Source organism: Acidobacteriota bacterium, from assembly GCA_003225175.1.
Lineage (GTDB): Bacteria > Acidobacteriota > Terriglobia > Terriglobales > Acidobacteriaceae > Gp1-AA112.
Genome location: QIBA01000055.1, coordinates 25,879 through 43,196 on the forward strand (window position 1 = coordinate 25,879; position 17,318 = coordinate 43,196).

The following is a 17,318-nucleotide window of genomic DNA, read 5'->3' on the forward strand; positions in this document are numbered from 1 at the left end:
ACTCTCACAACACGGCGTGAAGTGCCCGTGCCACAAAATCTGGTCAGCATGGAAAAAGGCGAAAAGTTCTACATCACTACCCCGATTTACTACGTAAATGCGCGGCCTCACATCGGCCACGCGTACACGACGATCGTGTGCGACGTGGTGGCACGGCGCCAGCGCATGCTTGGGTCGGATACCTTTTTCCTCACTGGCACTGACGAGCACGGACAGAAAATCGAACGCTCAGCGGCCGCCGCTGGCAAGAGTCCCAAACAGTGGACTGATGCGGTGGCGGCTGAGTATCGCAGTCTTTGGGACCGCATGGGCATCAGCTATGACGGTTTCATCCGTACGACGGATAAGTGTCATGCTGAAGGTGTACAACAGCTCTTTCGCCAGATCCGTGACAATGGGTATATCTACAAGGGTTCGTACACCGGTCAGTACTGTGTATTCGACGAACTCTACGTCGATGCTCCTCCAGGATCGCCTTGTCCCGATTGCGGCCGTCCCACAGAGACAATTAGTGAAGAGAACTACTACTTCAAACTGTCGGCTTTTCAGGACAAGTTATTGAAACTCTATGAAGACAATCCAGACTTTGTCTGGCCGGAGACTCGCCGCAATGAAGTGATAGCTTTCGTGCGCGGCGGATTGAAGGATCTGAGTATCAGTCGTACTTCAGTACGGTGGGGGATTCCAGTTCCTGACGATCCGAAGCACGTGCTCTACGTATGGTTCGACGCTGACGCAAACTACATCACCGCCATCGGTTACGGCTCCGACGACTCCAAGTTGAAAAAGCAATTCGATCGCTACTGGCCAGCCGATGTGCACATGGTGGGCAAAGAGATTGTGCGCTTCCACGCGGTGTATTGGCCGGCGTTCCTGATGGCCGCAGGACTGCCGCTGCCAAAACAAGTAGTCGTGCACGGCTGGCTACTGTTCGAGCAAGACAAGATGTCGAAGTCGCGCGGGAACATCGTGCGCAGCGAGACCGTACTCGACGTGCTCGGCTCCGATGCGCTGCGGTATTTTCTGCTACGTGAAGTTGTCTTCGGGCAGGACGGTAGCTTCTCGTTTGACGCGTTAGTGCAGCGTTACAACTCAGATTTGGCCAACGACCTTGGCAATCTGTCCAGCCGGACGTTGTCAATGATCGCGCGCTACTTCCGCGAGCAGATTCCGTATCCCTCGCCGAAGGCCTCACGTGCTGCGAGCGATGACGCGATAGCCGATCTCGCGACAGATGTGATCAAGAGCACAAATGAGCTGTTTTCCGGCTACCAGTTCTCGCGCGCGCTGGAGAACATCTGGTCACTCGTCAGTGGCGTCAACAAGTACATCGTCGAAAACGAGCCATGGCAGCTCGGCGAGCACAAAGACGAAGCCAGCCTTGCTCGTCTTGCCACGGTGCTCTACACGAGTGCAGAAGCTTTACGCATCATTACTGCGCTACTGCACCCCGTACTGCCCAGCGCAACCTCACGCATCTGGCAACAGCTCGGAGTCGGCGATATTGCGAAGTTCCCACTGAACGATCTCAAGTGGGGGCAGCTCGGACTCGGCACCAAGCTTGGCAAAGTAGAAGCCGTATTTCCACGTGCGGAGAAGAACGCAGTTGAGCGTATGCAGCAGGCAGAGCTCGATCGAGCATCAGCCGCGGCGCAAGCCGTTCCTGCAGGTGCTGGAGCCAAAGCCGGTCAGCCTGCGACGCAAGCTGCGGCGGCTATAGCAACAGCCGAAAAATCAGCAGCTGCAAGCACCGCACCTGCGCAGAGTGCCACCCAAGCCGCCACGCCAACCGCCGACGGTCGCATCTCCATCGACGACTTCGCCAAGGTCGAACTTCGCGTCGGCCAGGTGAAGAGCGCTGAGAAAGTAAAAGGCGCTGACAAGCTGCTGAGACTGGAAGTCGACATCGGCACAGAGGTTCGTACGATCGTCGCCGGAATCGCCGAAAAGTATTCGCCGGAAAAAATCATCGGCATGAAGGTAGTGATCGTTGCCAACCTTCAGCCGCGAAAGCTGCGCGGGATCGAGTCGAACGGCATGATCGTCGCCGCTTCTATCGGCGAGAAAGGTCTGCCTGTGCTTGCGAGCTTTCTCGAAGACGTTCCCGTCGGCGCTCGGCTTAAGTAAATGCTGGTCGATTCCCACGCGCATCTGGAAGGTCCAAGGTTCGATTCAGATCGCGCGGAGATGCTGGAGCGCGCTCGCGCAGCCGGCGTAGTAAGCATCCTTGCTATCGGCAGCGGCACCGGCCCGGGCACCCTCGATTGCGCGATCCGCATCGCTGAACAGCATGACTGGATTTATGCGAGCATCGGCATACATCCACACGAAGCCAGGCTAGCCACTGGGAGCGACTATACGGAACTCGAATCGCTCGCGCGTCATCCTCGCGTGATCGGATTTGGCGAAATTGGCCTCGACTACTATTACGATCATTCACCGCGCGATGTGCAGCACCAGGTCTTCATCCGGCAGATGGAGATCGCACGCGCGGCAAAGCTCCCCATCATCATTCATTGCCGGCCTTCAGATAATTCTGAGAATGCCTGGGACGACACTCTTCGCCTGGTTCGCGAACATTGGGCTTCAACTGGCTTCGGAGGAGTACTGCACTGCTTCACTGGGGAGCCGAAGCATGCGAAAGCGGCGTTGGATATGGGCTTTATGATCTCGTTCTCCGGCAACGTTACCTTCCCAAAAGCAGAAAATATTCGCGAGGTGGCGCGCACCGTTCCAGAAGATCGCATGTTCATCGAGACCGACTCGCCGTTTCTCGCGCCAAGTCCCTATCGTGGCAAGCGCAACGAGCCGGCATTCGTTATCAAGACCGCAGAGAAAATCGCCGAGCTACGGGGCAAGAGCACCGGCGAAATCGGCGAAATCACAGCCAACAACTTCTTCCGATTCTTCCGACTCCCCCCGCTGAAAAGCCAAAGCTAACCACGAAGGACACGAAGGTCACAAGGGAAACCAATCCGACTGCGCGTTCCTTCGTGCCCTTGGTGTTTGATTAATCCGGTTGTGCTACCAATGCTGCGAACGAATAGAAGATGCATCCGGACCCAGAACGAATTAAGCTAGAGGGCTACCCACATGGCCAGCGATAACTCATTCGATGTAGTGAGCAAGATCGACCTGCAGGAGGTCGCGAACGCTATCCAGCAGGCGATCAAAGAGATTCATACGCGCTTTGATCTCAAAGACTCCAAATCGGACATCGCCCTTGAGGGAAAGGAAGCGATCGTCCTCTCCTCAATCGACGAATATAAGCTCAAGGCAGTCAACGATATCCTGCAGAACAAGTTGGTAAAACGTCACGTGCCGCTGAAGGGACTTGATTACGGTGCAGTCGAACCGGCAGCGGGGTCAACCGTGCGCCAGCGAGTCAAATTGCAGCAAGGAATCCCGATCGAAAAGGCGCGCGAGATCGTGAAACTCATCAAGGACGCCAAGCTCAAAGTTCAGGCCTCGATCCAGGGCGATACGGTTCGCGTAAGCGGCAAAGATCGCGACACGTTGCAGCAGGTGATCGCGACGCTCAAGGGCAAGGACTTCGGCATCGACATGCAGTTCACGAACTACAGGTCCAACTAGCGTGACGACTTCAACCAGCGCCAGCGCAGCGGCCAAGGAAGTATTCGATCTACTGCGCGACGACCTGCTCGCCATCGAGCAGGAGTTCCAGCGGGACGCCATCTCCGGAGTCGAGGTGATTACCGAGATCGGCGAATATCTGCGCGAAGGCGGCGGCAAGCGTATTCGTCCGGCACTGCTTCTGCTGTCCGCGAAACTATGCGGATACGAAGGTCGAGGTGCTGTACGACTGGGCTCGGTCGTAGAGATTGTTCATACTGCAACCCTCGTGCACGACGACATCATCGACGAAGCGCTCACTCGCCGCGGCCGGCCATCGGCCAATACCAAATGGGGAAACTCAAAGTGCGTCCTAGCCGGCGATTGGCTTTACATGCAGGCCTTCAAGATCGCCCTGGAGGAGCAGAACTTCAGAGTCCTCGATCTCCTCATTGGACTCACGCAGCAGATGGTCGAAGGCGAGCTGATGCAGATGGAGCGCCTCGGCCACATCATTAGCCAGGCCGAGCATCTCGATCTGATCTACCGAAAGACAGCGTGTCTATTCTCAGTTTCCATGAAGCTGGGTGCAGTCTTGGGACGCGCAAGCGATGCCGATGAAGATCGTCTCGGTGAATATGGCCGCAATCTTGGCCTTGCCTTCCAGATCGTCGACGACGTGCTGGATCTCACGGCCTCAGAAGATGTTCTCGGCAAACCGGTGGCGAGCGATCTCCGCGAAGGCAAAGTCACCATGGCGATCATTCATGCGCTCGATCGCTGTACCCCGGCCGAGCGCAAACTTATCGAGACAGTTCTCGATGAACGCTGCTTTGCCACGGTCATTCATGGAGACGTGCGCGCGATTCTCGAGCAGTATGGCTCGGTCGACTACGCTGTGGCCTCTGCTAATGAACACGCCGAACAGGCTCGTCGAGCCATCAGCCACTTCCCCGACGGGGAAATCAAGCGCGCGTTATTGTGGATTCCCGAATTTGTGGTTGGACGAGAGAAGTAAAGAATTTAGCCTTGCGGCACAGTCGCCCTCGGCTGTGGCTCCGCCTAACCCGAATACAGGCGAGGGCGCCGGTGCCACAAAAAGCTAAGTCAGATTCAAAGCCCGCTTAAACGACCCACGCTCGTTCATGATTTTCTCCTGCAGCAGCGTGATCGCATAGATCAGCTGCTCCGGACGTGGCGGGCAACCTGGAACGTAGATGTCCACCGGAATTACCTGATTCACTCCCTGAACCAAAGCGTAGTTGTTAAACACACCACCTGACGTTGCGCAGGCGCCCATGGAGATCACCCACTTGGGTTCGGGCATTTGCTCATATAAGCGCCGGATCACCGGCGCCATTTTCTGGGAGACACGGCCGGCGATAATCATAAGATCGGATTGCCGTGGTGAAGGACGAAATACCTCAGCTCCGAATCGGGCGATATCGAAGCGCGAAGCGCCCATAGCCATCATCTCGATCGCGCAGCAGGCCAGGCCGAAGGTCATCGGCCAAATGGAACTCTTGCGCATCCAGTTCACAACCTTGTCCAGAGAAGTAAGCAGCACGCCTTCAGGGACGTCCTCGCCGAAGTTCACCTCTTCCACCCGACGGCGGTTGTTCTGCATTTTCAGGGACTCTTGGTAGCGCTCAAGTTCACTCATGGCTGTACTCATTTTACGCTGTCGTAAACGGCAACAGCAAAAACATGACACCGATCAACGGAAGCACGGACTCATACAGATATTCCCGAGCTAGTCACGTTTGCTCCAGTCCTCTCGTCATATCCGTATAAATCCGCGACCCCAAGGTCCATGCGATGCCTGTGGTGTTTTTGGCGTCGCCGTTTGTGTCGCACTTACTGACGCATAGTCTGCACCACTCCCAAGTCTGCGAGGCCATTAACCATGAACTGCACAGCGATCGCGGTGAGTAGAAGGCCCATGAGCCGCATCAGGATTCGAATTCCCGTTTCACCAAGGAACCGGCGAACGCGGTGGGCTGCCGAGAGGATAAAGAACGATGCGACAGAAGTAATCGTGATGGCGATGAAGATCGTCAGCGTACGCCACCAGCCTGGCGATGGCCCCATCAACACCATCACTGTGGAGATCGCGCCAGGACCGGCAAGCATGGGAATGCCCAGCGGAATAATTCCGGCATCCTCCTTTGCCATACCTTCCTCCGTCTCGCCGGGAGTTTCATGAGTGCCGGAGCGGTGGGCCTGAAGCATCTCGAGTCCCATGAGAAGCAGGATGATGCCTCCAGCGATCTCAAATGCGGGAAGCGTAATGCCGAAGAAGCGGAAGATCAGGCTCCCCAGCAGCGCGAAGCTGGTGAGCACGATAAAGCAAGTGATGCAAGCTTTCTTTGCGAGACGACGGCGTTGTTCATAATCTACGTCGCCCGCAATCACCAGGAATGTAGGCAATGCTGCGAAGGGATCCACGAGAAAGAACACTGAGGTTAGCGCAACGATGAAGTACTGAATGCTTGGCGTCCTGAAGAAGTTGTGCATTGATCTTTCAGCTAGACCGAACCTTCAGCTTGCCTTTTTCCCCCGCAGGTAGATCCAGAACAGGAACGCCCTGAACACTAAACGGACTGCGAGGACCGATGCAATCGTCCAGAACTTGAGTCCGGCCGAATACTGGTTCCAGTGCCCGATCTTAGACGAGATCGACGCAATAAAGGATGAACAATAGCAGCGCAATCCACTTTGCCGTTTGTCGCAAATTGGGATCGGCAGCCGACGACCTTTGTTCGCTCATGGATTGAGCACGATCTTTCCGAACTGCTCACTCTTTTCCAGGCGCTCGTGGGCCCGACGCGCTTCGCTCAGGGGATACGTGCAGTCGATCACAGCGTTGAGCTTGCCGCCGAAGATGTGCCTAAGCACTTCATGAAGATCGCCCATCGTTCCCATATAGGAACCGAGGAATGAAAGCTGGCGGCTGAAGAGAACTCGAATATCGAACTTTGCTTCTGGTCCGGTAGTGGCGCCACAGGTCACCAACGCCCCACCAGGACGCAGCGAGCGCACACTTTCATCGAAGGTCGCCGCACCGACGTGCTCGAAGACGATATCGACGCCTGCCTTTGAAGTGATCCGCCGAACTTCGTCCGCGATTTTCTGCTTGTAATGATTGATCATATGATCAGCGCCGAGTTCGCGAGACTTCTGCAGCTTCGCGTCGTCACCGGCTGTGGCGATGACGGTCGCTCCAAGCATCTTGCAAATCTGGATCGCTGCAGAGCCGACGCCTGATCCACCGCCAAGCACGAGCACGGTCTCGCCGGCCTTGATGTGCGCACGCGTGACCAGCATGTGCCACGCAGTGAGAAACACCAGCGGCACACTGGCAGCCTGGTCATACGAAAAACTCTCTGGGATTGGGATCACATTCACTTCAGGAACAGCGATGTACTCAGCATTACCGCCATCGTTCAAATATCCCAGAACAGTAAATTCCCGGCAAAAACTCTGCTGTCCTGAAGTGCATTGTGCGCAATGATTGCAGAACGTCATGGGCGCAAGCAGCACACGCGTGCCACGCTTCACGCCAGATACATAGCTCCCTACTTCCATGACGTCACCGGCGATGTCGCTGCCGTTGATGTGCGGTAGCTGGACTCCGGGCAGGCCCTTTCGAACCCAGAGATCAAGATGATTCAGCGCACAAGCCCGCACGCGGACCAACACCTGATCCTCTCGCGGACGCACATCGGGAACGTCCTCATATTTGAGAACCTCGGGTCCTCCGAATTCGCGGAAACGAACGGCCTTCATCTCGAAACTTCAAACACCTTGCTCTAGCAGCCTAGAACGTACGCGAAGATCAACGGCGCCACGACCGTTGCGTCCGACTCGATGATGAACTTCGGCGTATCTCTACCCAACTTCCCCCAGGTGATCTTCTCATTTGGCACCGCGCCTGAATAGGAGCCGTAACTAGTGGTCGAATCGCTGATCTGGCAGAAGTAAGCCCAGAGCGGAACATTCTCGCGTTGTAAATCTTGATGCAGCATTGGGACAACGCAGATGGGAAAGTCGCCTGCGATGCCGCCTCCGATTTGGAAGAACCCAAGTGGCGTTTTTGCGGTCAATTCCGTGTACCACTCGGCCAGCAACATCATGTACTCGATGCCCGTACGTACCGTGTGCACGTTTTTCACATCGCCCGAGATGCAGTGACCGGCATACATGTTGCCGAGAGTTGCATCTTCCCATCCTGGCACGAACATCGGCAGGTTCTTCTGCGCTGCCGCCATCAGCCAACTGTCTTTGGGATCGATCTGGTAAGAATTCTTCAGCTTGCCACTCAGCAGAATCTTGTACATGAACTCATGCGGAAAGAAGCGCTGTCCAGCCTTGTCAGCCTTCACCCATTCATCCAGGACTGCGGTCTCAATGCGCCGCATGGCTTCGTGCTCGGGGATGCAAGTGTCAGTCACGCGATTCATGTGACGATTGAGCAAGGCCTCTTCTTCCGCGGGAGAGAGCTGGCGATAGTGCGGCACGCGCTCGTAATGATCGTGGGCAACTAGATTGAAGACATCTTCCTCAAGATTGGCGCCGGTACAGCAGATCCCGTGAACTTTGTCCTGCCGAATCATCTCGGCCAAAGAGAGGCCCAGCTCGGCCGTGCTCATAGCCCCGGCAATCGTCATGAACATTTTGCCGCCATTGTTCAACAGCTTCTCGTAAGCCTTGGCAGCGTCCATGAGCGCAGCCGAGTTGAAGTGGCGATAGTGATGCTCGATGAAGCGCGAAATCGGTCCTTTGGGCAATCTACAGTCCTCTCAACGGATGAAAGTGGAATCTTTCAAAATATCACTTCTACGAGCATGTGGCGCAGTAGGGTTAGAATTGAAACATCATTTCACCACGAGCACTCGGAGGCACAGAGAAGAGCAGCATGCTTTTCGGATCAAAATGGGGCAATGGAGTTCGCACATTTTGAGCGTCTCATCTCCCTTAGTTTAGCTTTACGTGCCTCTGTGGTGAAGTTGCCTCAAATGGACATCTTCGAAGAGATCGTCGATCTAAGACGTGCCGGAAGACGCGGCGCTCTAGCCACGATCGTGAACGCGAGGGGATCGATTCCTTCGTTCGAATCGGCGAGGATGCTGGTGCGAGACGATGGCAGCATCAGCGGCACAATTGGCGGAGGCTGCGTTGAAGCTGAAGTCTGGCAGGCTGCACGGGAAGTTATGGAGCAGGAGAAGCCGCGCACGCTGACCTTCAACTTGAATCACGATCCCAAGTACGACACCGGGCTCGTGTGTGGCGGCACACTCGAAATTTATCTGGAACCAATCCTGCCCGTGCAAACCGTGTATTTGTTCGGTGCCGGACACGTTTCAGTCAACGTGTATCGTGCCGCGCGCATGGCCGGCTTTGAGGTAGTCGTCGTAGATGACCGACAGAGTTATGCCAGTCGCGAGCGCTTCCCTGAAGCCAAAGACGTTTACGCGGAGGATTTCGACCGTGCCCTCTCGCAGCTCGCACCGAACCATTCTTCCTATCTGGTGATCGTCACCCGCGGACACCGCGATGACATGCGCGTTCTGCGTTGGGCGGTCGATACTCCGGCAAAGTACATCGGCATGATCGGCTCGCAACGCAAAGTGATTGCCATCTACAAACAGCTCGAAAAAGAAGGCGTTGCCTCTGAAAAGCTATCGCGTGTCTATGCGCCAGTCGGGCTCGATATCGGCGCCATTACCCCGGAAGAGATTGCGATTGCCATTGTGGCCGAGATGATCGCGATTCGACGCGGAGCCGGCTCTTTAAATCACAAGCGCAGCCTGAAGGCAGCGGAGATACTTCAGTCTACAAAGCAGACTTCGGACAAAGATTAATCTTGGTTACGTGGTTCCGGCCACCCTCGGTCCGGCTTTTGGTTTTGCTTTCCGGCCTAGAACTACATATTTGACGGTTTGGAATCCCTCACGTTCTTCGGATCTCACGCATCCCACCGGCCGAGGGCGGCCGGAACCACGTAGCCTTGCTGTACCCTATCTCTCGTGGCTCGCGTTTCATCAATAGCAGGAATCATTCTCGCTGCCGGCTCCTCCTCCCGTATGGGACAGGACAAAGCGCTACTGCAGTATGGAGGGCGAAGTTTCCTGGCCGGAGCGATACAAGTGCTCCAAAACGTTTGCGATTTCGTGCTCGTCGTCGCAGGAAAGAACATCGACCAGTTGAGGCCAATCATCTATCAAAATTCGGCCTACCTTGTCCTTAACCCGCAGCCGGAGCTTGGGCAATTCAGCTCTCTGCGCTTGGGACTCCAAGCTGTGCTCAATCGCGGCCGCGATACTGCTTGCGTCACGCTGGTAGACCGGCCACCGGCACAGACGCACACCGTGCAGAGACTCAAAGAACACTTCTTCAAGACCTCCCCGGAAATCACCTGGGCCGTAGTGCCGCAGTTCGATGGGAAGCATGGCCATCCCGTAATCTTCGCTCGCGAAATGATCGAAGCCTTTCTGCGGGCAACGCCGTCGAGCAACGCCCGAGAAATTGAACATCAGCATCAAGCCTACATCGAATATCTCGATGTGGACGATCCGGGCATCGCGCTAGACATCAACACTCCTGAGGATTACTCGTCTCTACAAGCCGGCCGATGACTTCTCCTGGATACGGTTCGTTCAACAGTCCTGAAGATTTCGTGGAGGCGGTCGCGAATCTGCGGCCGCAGCTTTCTGCTTTCGATTGCGACGGTACTCTGTGGTTCGGCGACTCCGGTATGAAATTCATGTACTGGGAGATTGAGGAAGGGTTGATCGCGTCCGATGTCGCAGCGTGGATGTTGCGCCGCTATGACGAATATCTCGCCGGACGAGTCAGCGAAGACGAAATCTGTGGTGAGATGGTCCAGATTCATCGCGGAATTCCTGAACAGAGGATTCGAGAGTTTGCGGCGGGCTTCGTCAAGTCCAATATAATGCCGCACTTCTTTCCCGAAATGATAACGTTGGTGAACAGACTTCGCATGCAAAGCTGTGATATTTGGGCGGTTTCTTCAACCAACAATTGGGTGATTGAAGAGGCGGTCAGCAAGATCGGAATCCCTGCTGAGCGCGTATTGGCGGTTCGCGTTGAGATCGACCGTGGTATCGCTACCGATCATCTCGGAGAGATGACATCTGGGCCAGGCAAAGCGCATGCGTTGCAGCGCGTGCTCAAGAAGCCCCTCGACGTGAGCTTCGGTAATTCGATCTTTGATCTGGAGATGCTGGAGCTGGCGCGGAATGCTTTCCCAGTGAACCCGAATGATGATCTTCGGAAGATTGCGGAACAGCGCGCCTGGCGATTTTACCAACCTGCCGTTGCGAAGCTCACTTCCACTGCTTGAGAGCAAGCTGAAGGCAATCGATTGCCAGATGGCTGGCATGAACGCTCTCGTTTGGTAAAGCACCGAGTATATCCACAATCGACTCCCGCGTTATTCCTCGCGCTTCCAACGCATTCTTGCCGATGAGCGCCTCAGTCAAAGCTGAGCCGCAGGCAATGGCAGCGACACATCCTCTCACCTGGTACTTCGCTTCCTCAATTTTGTTATTCCTGATTCGCAGCATCAGTTTCATGACATCGCCGCAAGCGGGATTCTCCGCTTGCACGCTGACTTCAGGCGAATCCATGGCACCAGCGTTGCGTGGATGCTGGAAATGATCGAGCAATTGAGGTCGATACATGGTGACGAGATAAAGAAACCCAGGCATTGCTGCCCGCTGTTCCCGAACCGATAGAATCACCTTATCGCATTTCATTATGCCCTTTCTCTCCCATCCCGCTGACTTCACTCCGCAGCGTGTTGTCTCATTGCAGCCATCCGTTACCTCCACAATGGAGCGTCTGGGGCTGCTTGATCGTCTCATCGCTTGCACGAAGTACTGCGCCGACATCTGTCCCGCAGTGAAACAACGCGCAATCGCGATCATCGAGGATTCATGGACCGCCGATTCCGAACAGATTCGCGCTGTAAATCCAGACTTGGTGATCGCCTCCGTTCCCTATCAAGTCGAAGCCCTTGCTGAGATTCTGAAATCCGGCGCTCAGTTTCTCGGACTGGCGCCCCATACCCTGCGCGATGTTTATGCCGATATCGCCGCAATCGCCGGCATTATGAACGAAGCTAATCGCGGGCATTATCTGATCCGCGAAATGCAAATGGAGATCGAACGGGTTCGCTCCCGAAACGCAACGCGAGAACCTCGTCCGACGATTTATTGCGAGGAGTGGGGGAAGCCGCTCATTTACTCACAAGCCTGGGTTGCGGAACTTGTAGAGGTAGCAGGCGGCAGATTTCTTGGCGACGCCGGAAAGCAAACTACTCCCGAAATGATTCAGCAACTCGATCCCGACGTAATGATTGCAGCCTGGTGCGGGGCGGGAGATCGCGTGCCACTGGAAAAAATTATCTCCTGGCGCGGATGGGAGTCGCTCCGAGCTGTTCGCAGCGGACACGTGTATTGCATTAATGACGAGTATCTGAACACACCCGGACCCACTCTCCTGGCCGGCTTGCGCGCGCTGGAAGCAGCCATTAACGGGCGCGAAGCTAATGGATTACGTCGCATGGCATCCATGGTCCCGTCGAAATGAACTATTATGATGTCTTGGTGGGCGGCATCCAAGGACAGTTTCTCCTACTTAGTCTTTCGTGGGCAGTGTGTGCCCGGTGTTCGTGCCTGTGAAGGACATGACTACATTCATCTCGCTGCAACATCGCTCTGTCACAATTCCAATTCGGCGGACGCTTGCGTGTCGAGCGTAAAGCAGGTGGTAGCGGCTCTCATCGTCCGCGATGGCAAGCTCCTGATCTGCCAGCGCACAAAAGATCAGCCTATGGCATTGAAGTGGGAATTCCCGGGTGGCAAGATCGAGCCCGGGGAGGAACAAGTCGCGGCACTACGCCGGGAGCTTGACGAAGAATTGGGAATTTCGGCGACCATCGGCGAAAAAGTGACCTCAATACAGCATCACTACAAGCGTGGGGGAGCCGTGGAGCTGCATTTTTATCGAGTACGAGAATATAAAGGCGAGATGGAGAATCGCATTTTCGAGCAGATTCGCTGGGTAGATCGCCGCGATCTCCCTCGTTTCGACTTCCTCGACGCAGACCGCGACATCATCCAGCAGCTTGCCAACGGAAAATTGCTGCCAAACTGAGCTCGGAACTGCGCTCAGGCACCTCACAAAGAGGTCATTTCTGGTATTTATTGCGTTTTACTTCTGTGTGAACGGATATGCCAGCGACAACAGGATAAGAACAACAGTCGTGCTCCAGGCGATCATGTTGAAGAGCCTCGAATTGGTGTGGCTGCCCATTAGTTCCTTTTTGTTGATTAGGAGCAGCATGAAAATGAGCACCGCAGGTAGCGCAATCCCGTTGATCACCTGTGAAAGAATCGAGACTTTTACGAGCGGAACGCCTGGAATCAGAACAAATCCCGCGCCTGCAGCCAAGAGAATCGTGTAGAGCCAGTAGAACACTCGGGCTTCTTTGAAACTGCGGTCCACTCCAGACTCAAATCCCAAACCCTCGCACACCGTGTAAGCGGTAGAAATCGGCAAAATCGACGCGGCAAAGAGCGATGCATTGAGCAGCCCGGCTCCAAAAAGGATTGAGGCATACTTGCTCGCGAGCGGCTCAAGGGCGACAACGGCATCTGCTGGATCGTGAATTTCGGTGTGTCCAGCGGCAAAGAGGGTTGCGGCGCACGCCACGATGATGAACCAAGCGACAATGTCGGTAAATAAACATCCGACAATCACATCGAGCCGTGAGGCAGCGTATTGCTTAATGCTCACGCGCTTCTCCGCCACAGAGGCCTGCAGGTAAAACTGCATCCATGGAGCGATCGTCGTGCCCACAAGGCCAATAATCATGTACAGGTATGCAGAATTGTGAAAGTCATGAAAAGATGGCGGACGCACAGTATTGACCATCGCCGCACTCCAGTCCGGATGAGCGAGAACGCCAGCGATGATGTAAGCGACATAAAAGAACGAGGCGCCCAGGAAGACTTTCTCAACGCTTGTGTACGTGCCTTTCACCACGATGAACCACACAATCACGGCACACACGGGAACGCTGATGTAGCGGCTAATGCCGAACAGCTCCAAGCTTCCCGCGATTCCTAAGAATTCAGTGATGACGTTGCCGAAGTTGACAATCACCAGTGCGAACATCATGAGGAACGTCGCGCGGATGCCGAACTCTTCGCGGATCAGGTCGCTCAGACCTTTGCCCGTGACAGCACCCATGCGGGCGCACATCTCCTGAATCACGATCAACGAGATCGTGATTGGGACCATGGTCCAGAGCAGCGAGTATCCAAACTGTGCTCCGGCCTGAGAGTAGGTGAATATGCCGCCGGCGTCGTTGTCGACGTTGGCGGTGATAAATCCCGGACCGACGACGGAAAAAAACAGAAGCAGTTTTATCCACCATCGAGACAGTATTCTCTTCGGTCTCACTCAGGCACTCACATCAGAATGTCGGGATTGCACTTCGCGAATGCGAAGCAGTCCAGAATAAACGGGGAACGGGAATCGGTCAGCCGGAAAAGCTGTCGAGCTACGATTTTGTCAACGCTGCTCCCGAAGAAGAGTAATTACATCGTCCGCGGTAATAATCCCGCGCAGCCGTTGTTCTCGGTTGATGACCGGTAACGTGTACAGGTTGTACTTGTCCATCAGCTCGGCGACTTTGTTCTGTTTGTCGCTTTCATGAACAAAGACCAGCGGATGGGCGGTAAGTTCCTTGAGCGGTTTCATGGGTGAGTTCAGAACGATTCGTTGCAGCGGCACGGAGCCGGTGAGTTTGCCGTCAGCGTCGACGAGATAGATTGTCGCGACGCTCTCGACGCCGCCTTCGAAGGCGCGTAAGAGCTCGATCGCTTGACCAGCAGTCGCATCCTCGGGAGCGGCGAGGAACTCTGTTGTCATACGACCAGCGGCAGTATTCTCGCCATGTTCGAGGAGTTCTACTACTTCTTCGCGCTCCTCGGGCTCCATCTCTTCCAGGATCTCTTCGGAGCGCTCCTCGGGAAGTTGATCTAACAAATCAGCGGCGGCATCAGGATCCATTTCCTCCACGATGTCGGCAGCCCGCTCCGGATCGAGCGATTCGACAATCGATGCCTGAATGTCTGGATCGACTTCTTCTAAAGCTTCGGCAGCGACTTCCTCGTCCAGAGTCTCGAATACTGCCTCACGCTCAGCCGGAGCCAGTTCTTCCACGATGTCGGCAATATCGGCCGGATGCAGCTGCGACAAGCGTTCATGGTCGATTCGCAGCTTCACGCGCCGCGCCGGATCGGTCTCAATCAAATCGACGAATTCCCAGGGAATGACTCGCGGTTTCAACTTTCTCACTACGGCTTCAATCGCTCCGGCAGGAGCCACGCCCTTCAGCAGGCGCCGCACCGCCCCACGCAGACCAACGTCGACCTCGGAAATTTTGAGATTCACACCGCCATTCGCCGGTTCGGGATGCAGATCAACATCATTGACGCGGACGACCTTGCGTCCATGAACGTCGATGATCTGCTGGTCGAGGAGGTCTCGTTCTAGAAGGAAAAAGTCATCGAGAGTCGCTGCATGGGGCCACTCTGATGCAGGAGAAGAGGCACGAACCTGCGCGTCCGCTCCAATCTGAATCATGCTGGGCACGAGAAAACGGTCTCCGTGCGCAGTCTTTATCACCAGCCCCGAAACTCGGTTCGGATCCTCCTGCGGACGCAGCGCGACCTCCCTCACCTTGCCCGCGACGGCTCCGCTGGAGTCGGTAACGCGAGTACCGAGGAGACGCGAAAGTGCCAAACCATGATTCACAATGGGCAGGATAGCGCAAAAGGAATGAGCACCGAACCAATCTTCATTTTCAATCAGCAGAACGTCACCGGAGCTGCGTCGTCCCCGGTTGGCAGAGCCTGACAAAAGCAATTGATTGACAGACTCGCAAGCGACAGGCAAACTACCGATTTCACTTGAGCAGGCGAAGGGCAACGCAGCTTAAGGGGTGCGGAGGTGCCATACGGTCGGCTCGGAAAATGAGTTCATGACCTTAGAACGGGTCTCATACACGCTGGATTCCACGCTCGACAGCGTAAACAAAGCAGAACAGACGGCTGAGGCATTAGCGGCCAAAATGCCTTTTGAAGAGGAAGACTGTCATCGGATCGCAATGGCCGTTCGCGAAGCGGCGGTAAATGCCGTGCTACACGGCAACGCTTACGATCCGAAAAAGAAGATGACGGTGTCTTTTGAGAATACCGGCGATTCGCTTGTAATTAAGATCGCCGATCAGGGGCGCGGGCTCAGAGACGAAGACATTCCCGATCCGTTGGCGGAAGAGAACCTGCTCAAGCAGTCCGGGCGAGGCATTTTTCTCATTCGATCGTTTATGGACGAGGTCAAGATCCGTCATCTGGAGCCTGGAACGGAAATTACGCTAGTCAAACACATCGGCCATTCAGAAGCGGCCACGGAGGAAAGACAGTGACGATGAAAGCAAGCAGCCGACGCGTTGATGGCGTCACCATTCTGGATTTAAGCGGACGCATCACCTTGGGTGAAGGCAGCGTCGTGCTCCGAGATCACATTCGCGATCTGCTCGGCAAGAGCGAAAAGAAGATACTGCTAAACCTTGGAGATGTGACCTATATCGACAGCTCAGGAATTGGCGAATTGGTCAGCGCGTTCACTACGGTGCGCAATCAAGGTGGTGAGCTGAAGCTTTTGAATCTTACAAAGAAGGTCCACGACTTGCTGCAAATCACGAAGCTCTATACGGTTTTCGATGTAAAAGACGACGAAGCTTCCGCGGTCAAAGCGTTTTCGAGATAGTTTGCACGACAATACGCGCCGCAAAAGGCCGGGTGCTCATTCCCCGGCTTACTTTCAGCCCTGCAAGAATCCGTATATTCAGAACCACGCCCTTAGCGGGTGGTGCTTTGGCTTGAGATTGATGTCGCATTTACCCGTTCAGGAATCCGAGGAGCAACACCGACCCCAACGTCAACGGAACCACCCACTACCGCAGGTGGTTCCGCGCCATAGCGACATAATCCACCTCATCCGCTACGCTTTCATGACGGAAAGACTTCAGTATCTCGGAGTAATGAATGAGGAACAGACCGGGTAGCTGGAAAGAGTCGCCTATGATCTTGCCCATGCCGTAAGTAAGCGTAATCCGATCGCGGAATTCCCGCTTCCAGACCTTAAGACCGAATAGCTGACTGAGCTTCCCGCGACGGAGAGAAAACGTCTTATAGAGCTTTTGCTCCGGATCGCTCACGCGGTGCTCCCCATTCAGTGCAAATTTCGAAAAAAATTTTTGCGCCTGCTCCTCTGTTCCCATGTGCACGAACGCCAACTGCGTTCCAGTCGCCGCGATCTCCGAGCGCTTCTTCCGAATCTCAGCCATGCCGGCGACGCAGAAGGGTCAACCAAACTGACGGAGAAAAACGAGCAGGAGTGGGCTCTCATCGCTCAATGAACCGAGGGTGGCTCCGGTTTGCGTGATTGCCTGCGTGAGTGCCTCTGGGATTGTGGTGCTTGTCGCGGCTTCAGCCATTTAGGTCAAAAACACTTGAACACAGAGGAGACGGAGGGTACGGACGGGAACATCAAAATGGAGGTCGTCCTGCTCCGCCAGATCCATTCAATCCGTGTTCCGAGTCTGGTGTCCACCTATGTACCCTCCGTCCTCCGTGTTCAGCTTT

General features: G+C 55.1%; 19 protein-coding genes. 11 read left to right on the forward strand and 8 right to left on the reverse strand.

What is annotated here, in order from left to right; genetic code table 11:
- Window positions 1-48 precede the first annotated feature (48 nt).
- The 4 genes from DMG62_15570 to DMG62_15585 all read left to right on the forward strand — a co-directional run bounded on the left by DMG62_15570 (window position 49) and on the right by DMG62_15585 (window position 4,591).
- A complete protein-coding gene (locus DMG62_15570; GenBank protein ID PYY22041.1) occupies window positions 49-2,127 on the forward strand; it encodes a methionine--tRNA ligase in 2,079 nt (692 codons plus the stop codon).
- Complete coding sequence (locus DMG62_15575) at window positions 2,128-2,940, forward strand: TatD family deoxyribonuclease (GenBank protein PYY21976.1); 813 nt, start codon at window positions 2,128-2,130, stop codon at window positions 2,938-2,940. It begins immediately after the preceding gene.
- 153 nt (window positions 2,941-3,093) lie between these two features.
- Window positions 3,094-3,594 carry a YajQ family cyclic di-GMP-binding protein gene (locus DMG62_15580; protein PYY21977.1) on the forward strand — a complete coding sequence of 167 codons (501 nt, stop codon included), beginning with the start codon at window positions 3,094-3,096 and terminating at the stop codon, window positions 3,592-3,594.
- A 1-nt stretch (window position 3,595) separates the two neighbouring features.
- Complete coding sequence (locus DMG62_15585; GenBank protein ID PYY21978.1) at window positions 3,596-4,591, forward strand: polyprenyl synthetase family protein; 996 nt, start codon at window positions 3,596-3,598, stop codon at window positions 4,589-4,591.
- Window positions 4,592-4,675: 84 nt separating this feature from the next.
- Here DMG62_15585 and DMG62_15590 read toward each other — a convergent pair whose 3' ends face one another.
- The 4 genes from DMG62_15590 to DMG62_15605 all read right to left on the reverse strand — a co-directional run bounded on the left by DMG62_15590 (window position 4,676) and on the right by DMG62_15605 (window position 8,348).
- Complete coding sequence (locus DMG62_15590) at window positions 4,676-5,236, reverse strand: NADH-quinone oxidoreductase subunit B (GenBank protein ID PYY21979.1); 561 nt, start codon at window positions 5,234-5,236, stop codon at window positions 4,676-4,678.
- Window positions 5,237-5,430: 194 nt separating this feature from the next.
- The gene (locus DMG62_15595; GenBank protein ID PYY21980.1) at window positions 5,431-6,090 is read right to left on the reverse strand and encodes an antibiotic resistance protein MarC; all 660 of its coding nucleotides are present in this window, start codon (window positions 6,088-6,090) and stop codon (window positions 5,431-5,433) included.
- A 249-nt stretch (window positions 6,091-6,339) separates the two neighbouring features.
- Window positions 6,340-7,362, reverse strand: coding sequence for an alcohol dehydrogenase (locus tag DMG62_15600; protein ID PYY21981.1), 1,023 nt, complete (start codon window positions 7,360-7,362; stop codon window positions 6,340-6,342).
- 23 nt (window positions 7,363-7,385) lie between these two features.
- The gene (locus tag DMG62_15605) at window positions 7,386-8,348 is read right to left on the reverse strand and encodes a deoxyhypusine synthase (protein PYY22042.1); all 963 of its coding nucleotides are present in this window, start codon (window positions 8,346-8,348) and stop codon (window positions 7,386-7,388) included.
- 243 nt (window positions 8,349-8,591) lie between these two features.
- Here DMG62_15605 and DMG62_15610 point away from each other — a divergent pair, with 243 nt between their 5' ends.
- The 3 genes from DMG62_15610 (at window position 8,592) to DMG62_15620 (ending at window position 10,939) form a co-directional block, all read left to right on the forward strand.
- Window positions 8,592-9,437: a xanthine dehydrogenase gene (locus DMG62_15610; protein PYY22043.1), complete on the forward strand. Its 846-nt coding sequence runs from the start codon at window positions 8,592-8,594 to the stop codon at window positions 9,435-9,437.
- 222 nt (window positions 9,438-9,659) lie between these two features.
- The gene (locus DMG62_15615) at window positions 9,660-10,211 is read left to right on the forward strand and encodes a hypothetical protein (GenBank protein PYY21982.1); all 552 of its coding nucleotides are present in this window, start codon (window positions 9,660-9,662) and stop codon (window positions 10,209-10,211) included.
- Window positions 10,208-10,939: a haloacid dehalogenase gene (locus tag DMG62_15620; GenBank protein PYY21983.1), complete on the forward strand. Its 732-nt coding sequence runs from the start codon at window positions 10,208-10,210 to the stop codon at window positions 10,937-10,939. The genes DMG62_15615 and DMG62_15620 overlap by 4 nt, the downstream gene beginning before the upstream one ends.
- Here DMG62_15620 and DMG62_15625 read toward each other — a convergent pair.
- A complete protein-coding gene (locus DMG62_15625) occupies window positions 10,923-11,489 on the reverse strand; it encodes a hypothetical protein (protein ID PYY21984.1) in 567 nt (188 codons plus the stop codon). The two genes, DMG62_15620 and DMG62_15625, sit on opposite strands and share 17 nt — an antisense overlap.
- Between DMG62_15625 and DMG62_15630 the strand changes: the two genes are divergently transcribed.
- Window positions 11,356-12,189, forward strand: coding sequence for a Fe3+-hydroxamate ABC transporter substrate-binding protein (locus tag DMG62_15630; GenBank protein PYY21985.1), 834 nt, complete (start codon window positions 11,356-11,358; stop codon window positions 12,187-12,189). The two genes, DMG62_15625 and DMG62_15630, sit on opposite strands and share 134 nt — an antisense overlap.
- A gap of 9 nt (window positions 12,190-12,198) precedes the next feature.
- Window positions 12,199-12,756, forward strand: a complete 558-nt coding sequence (locus DMG62_15635; GenBank protein ID PYY21986.1) for an NUDIX hydrolase — start codon at window positions 12,199-12,201, stop codon at window positions 12,754-12,756.
- A gap of 57 nt (window positions 12,757-12,813) precedes the next feature.
- On the opposite strand, the gene DMG62_15640 is transcribed toward DMG62_15635, so the two are convergent.
- Window positions 12,814-14,052, reverse strand: a complete 1,239-nt coding sequence (locus DMG62_15640; GenBank protein ID PYY22044.1) for an Mn transporter — start codon at window positions 14,050-14,052, stop codon at window positions 12,814-12,816.
- Window positions 14,053-14,178: 126 nt separating this feature from the next.
- A complete protein-coding gene (locus tag DMG62_15645) occupies window positions 14,179-15,435 on the reverse strand; it encodes a magnesium transporter (protein PYY22045.1) in 1,257 nt (418 codons plus the stop codon).
- A 217-nt stretch (window positions 15,436-15,652) separates the two neighbouring features.
- Here DMG62_15645 and DMG62_15650 point away from each other — a divergent pair, with 217 nt between their 5' ends.
- Both DMG62_15650 and DMG62_15655 read left to right on the forward strand, forming a co-directional pair.
- Window positions 15,653-16,096 carry an ATP-binding protein gene (locus DMG62_15650; GenBank protein ID PYY21987.1) on the forward strand — a complete coding sequence of 148 codons (444 nt, stop codon included), beginning with the start codon at window positions 15,653-15,655 and terminating at the stop codon, window positions 16,094-16,096.
- A complete protein-coding gene (locus DMG62_15655; protein ID PYY21988.1) occupies window positions 16,093-16,440 on the forward strand; it encodes an anti-sigma factor antagonist in 348 nt (115 codons plus the stop codon). The genes DMG62_15650 and DMG62_15655 overlap by 4 nt, the downstream gene beginning before the upstream one ends.
- 187 nt (window positions 16,441-16,627) lie before the next feature.
- Here the strand turns inward: DMG62_15655 and DMG62_15660 are convergent, their stop codons facing one another.
- Window positions 16,628-17,020, reverse strand: coding sequence for a hypothetical protein (locus DMG62_15660; protein PYY21989.1), 393 nt, complete (start codon window positions 17,018-17,020; stop codon window positions 16,628-16,630).
- Window positions 17,021-17,318 lie beyond the last annotated feature (298 nt).

Coding starts and splice junctions, on each gene's coding strand:
- DMG62_15620 (PYY21983.1), top strand. CDS start 10,208: ATGACTTCTCCTGGATACGGTTCGTTCAACAGTCCTGAAGATTTCGTG.
- DMG62_15630 (PYY21985.1), top strand. CDS start 11,356: ATGCCCTTTCTCTCCCATCCCGCTGACTTCACTCCGCAGCGTGTTGTC.
- DMG62_15580 (PYY21977.1), top strand. CDS start 3,094: ATGGCCAGCGATAACTCATTCGATGTAGTGAGCAAGATCGACCTGCAG.
- DMG62_15660 (PYY21989.1), bottom strand. CDS start 17,020: ATGGCTGAGATTCGGAAGAAGCGCTCGGAGATCGCGGCGACTGGAACG.
- DMG62_15590 (PYY21979.1), bottom strand. CDS start 5,236: ATGAGTGAACTTGAGCGCTACCAAGAGTCCCTGAAAATGCAGAACAAC.
- DMG62_15625 (PYY21984.1), bottom strand. CDS start 11,489: ATGTCGGCGCAGTACTTCGTGCAAGCGATGAGACGATCAAGCAGCCCC.
- DMG62_15595 (PYY21980.1), bottom strand. CDS start 6,090: ATGCACAACTTCTTCAGGACGCCAAGCATTCAGTACTTCATCGTTGCG.
- DMG62_15615 (PYY21982.1), top strand. CDS start 9,660: ATGGGACAGGACAAAGCGCTACTGCAGTATGGAGGGCGAAGTTTCCTG.
- DMG62_15600 (PYY21981.1), bottom strand. CDS start 7,362: ATGAAGGCCGTTCGTTTCCGCGAATTCGGAGGACCCGAGGTTCTCAAA.
- DMG62_15570 (PYY22041.1), top strand. CDS start 49: ATGGAAAAAGGCGAAAAGTTCTACATCACTACCCCGATTTACTACGTA.
- DMG62_15635 (PYY21986.1), top strand. CDS start 12,199: ATGTCTTGGTGGGCGGCATCCAAGGACAGTTTCTCCTACTTAGTCTTT.
- DMG62_15575 (PYY21976.1), top strand. CDS start 2,128: ATGCTGGTCGATTCCCACGCGCATCTGGAAGGTCCAAGGTTCGATTCA.
- DMG62_15650 (PYY21987.1), top strand. CDS start 15,653: ATGACCTTAGAACGGGTCTCATACACGCTGGATTCCACGCTCGACAGC.
- DMG62_15610 (PYY22043.1), top strand. CDS start 8,592: ATGGACATCTTCGAAGAGATCGTCGATCTAAGACGTGCCGGAAGACGC.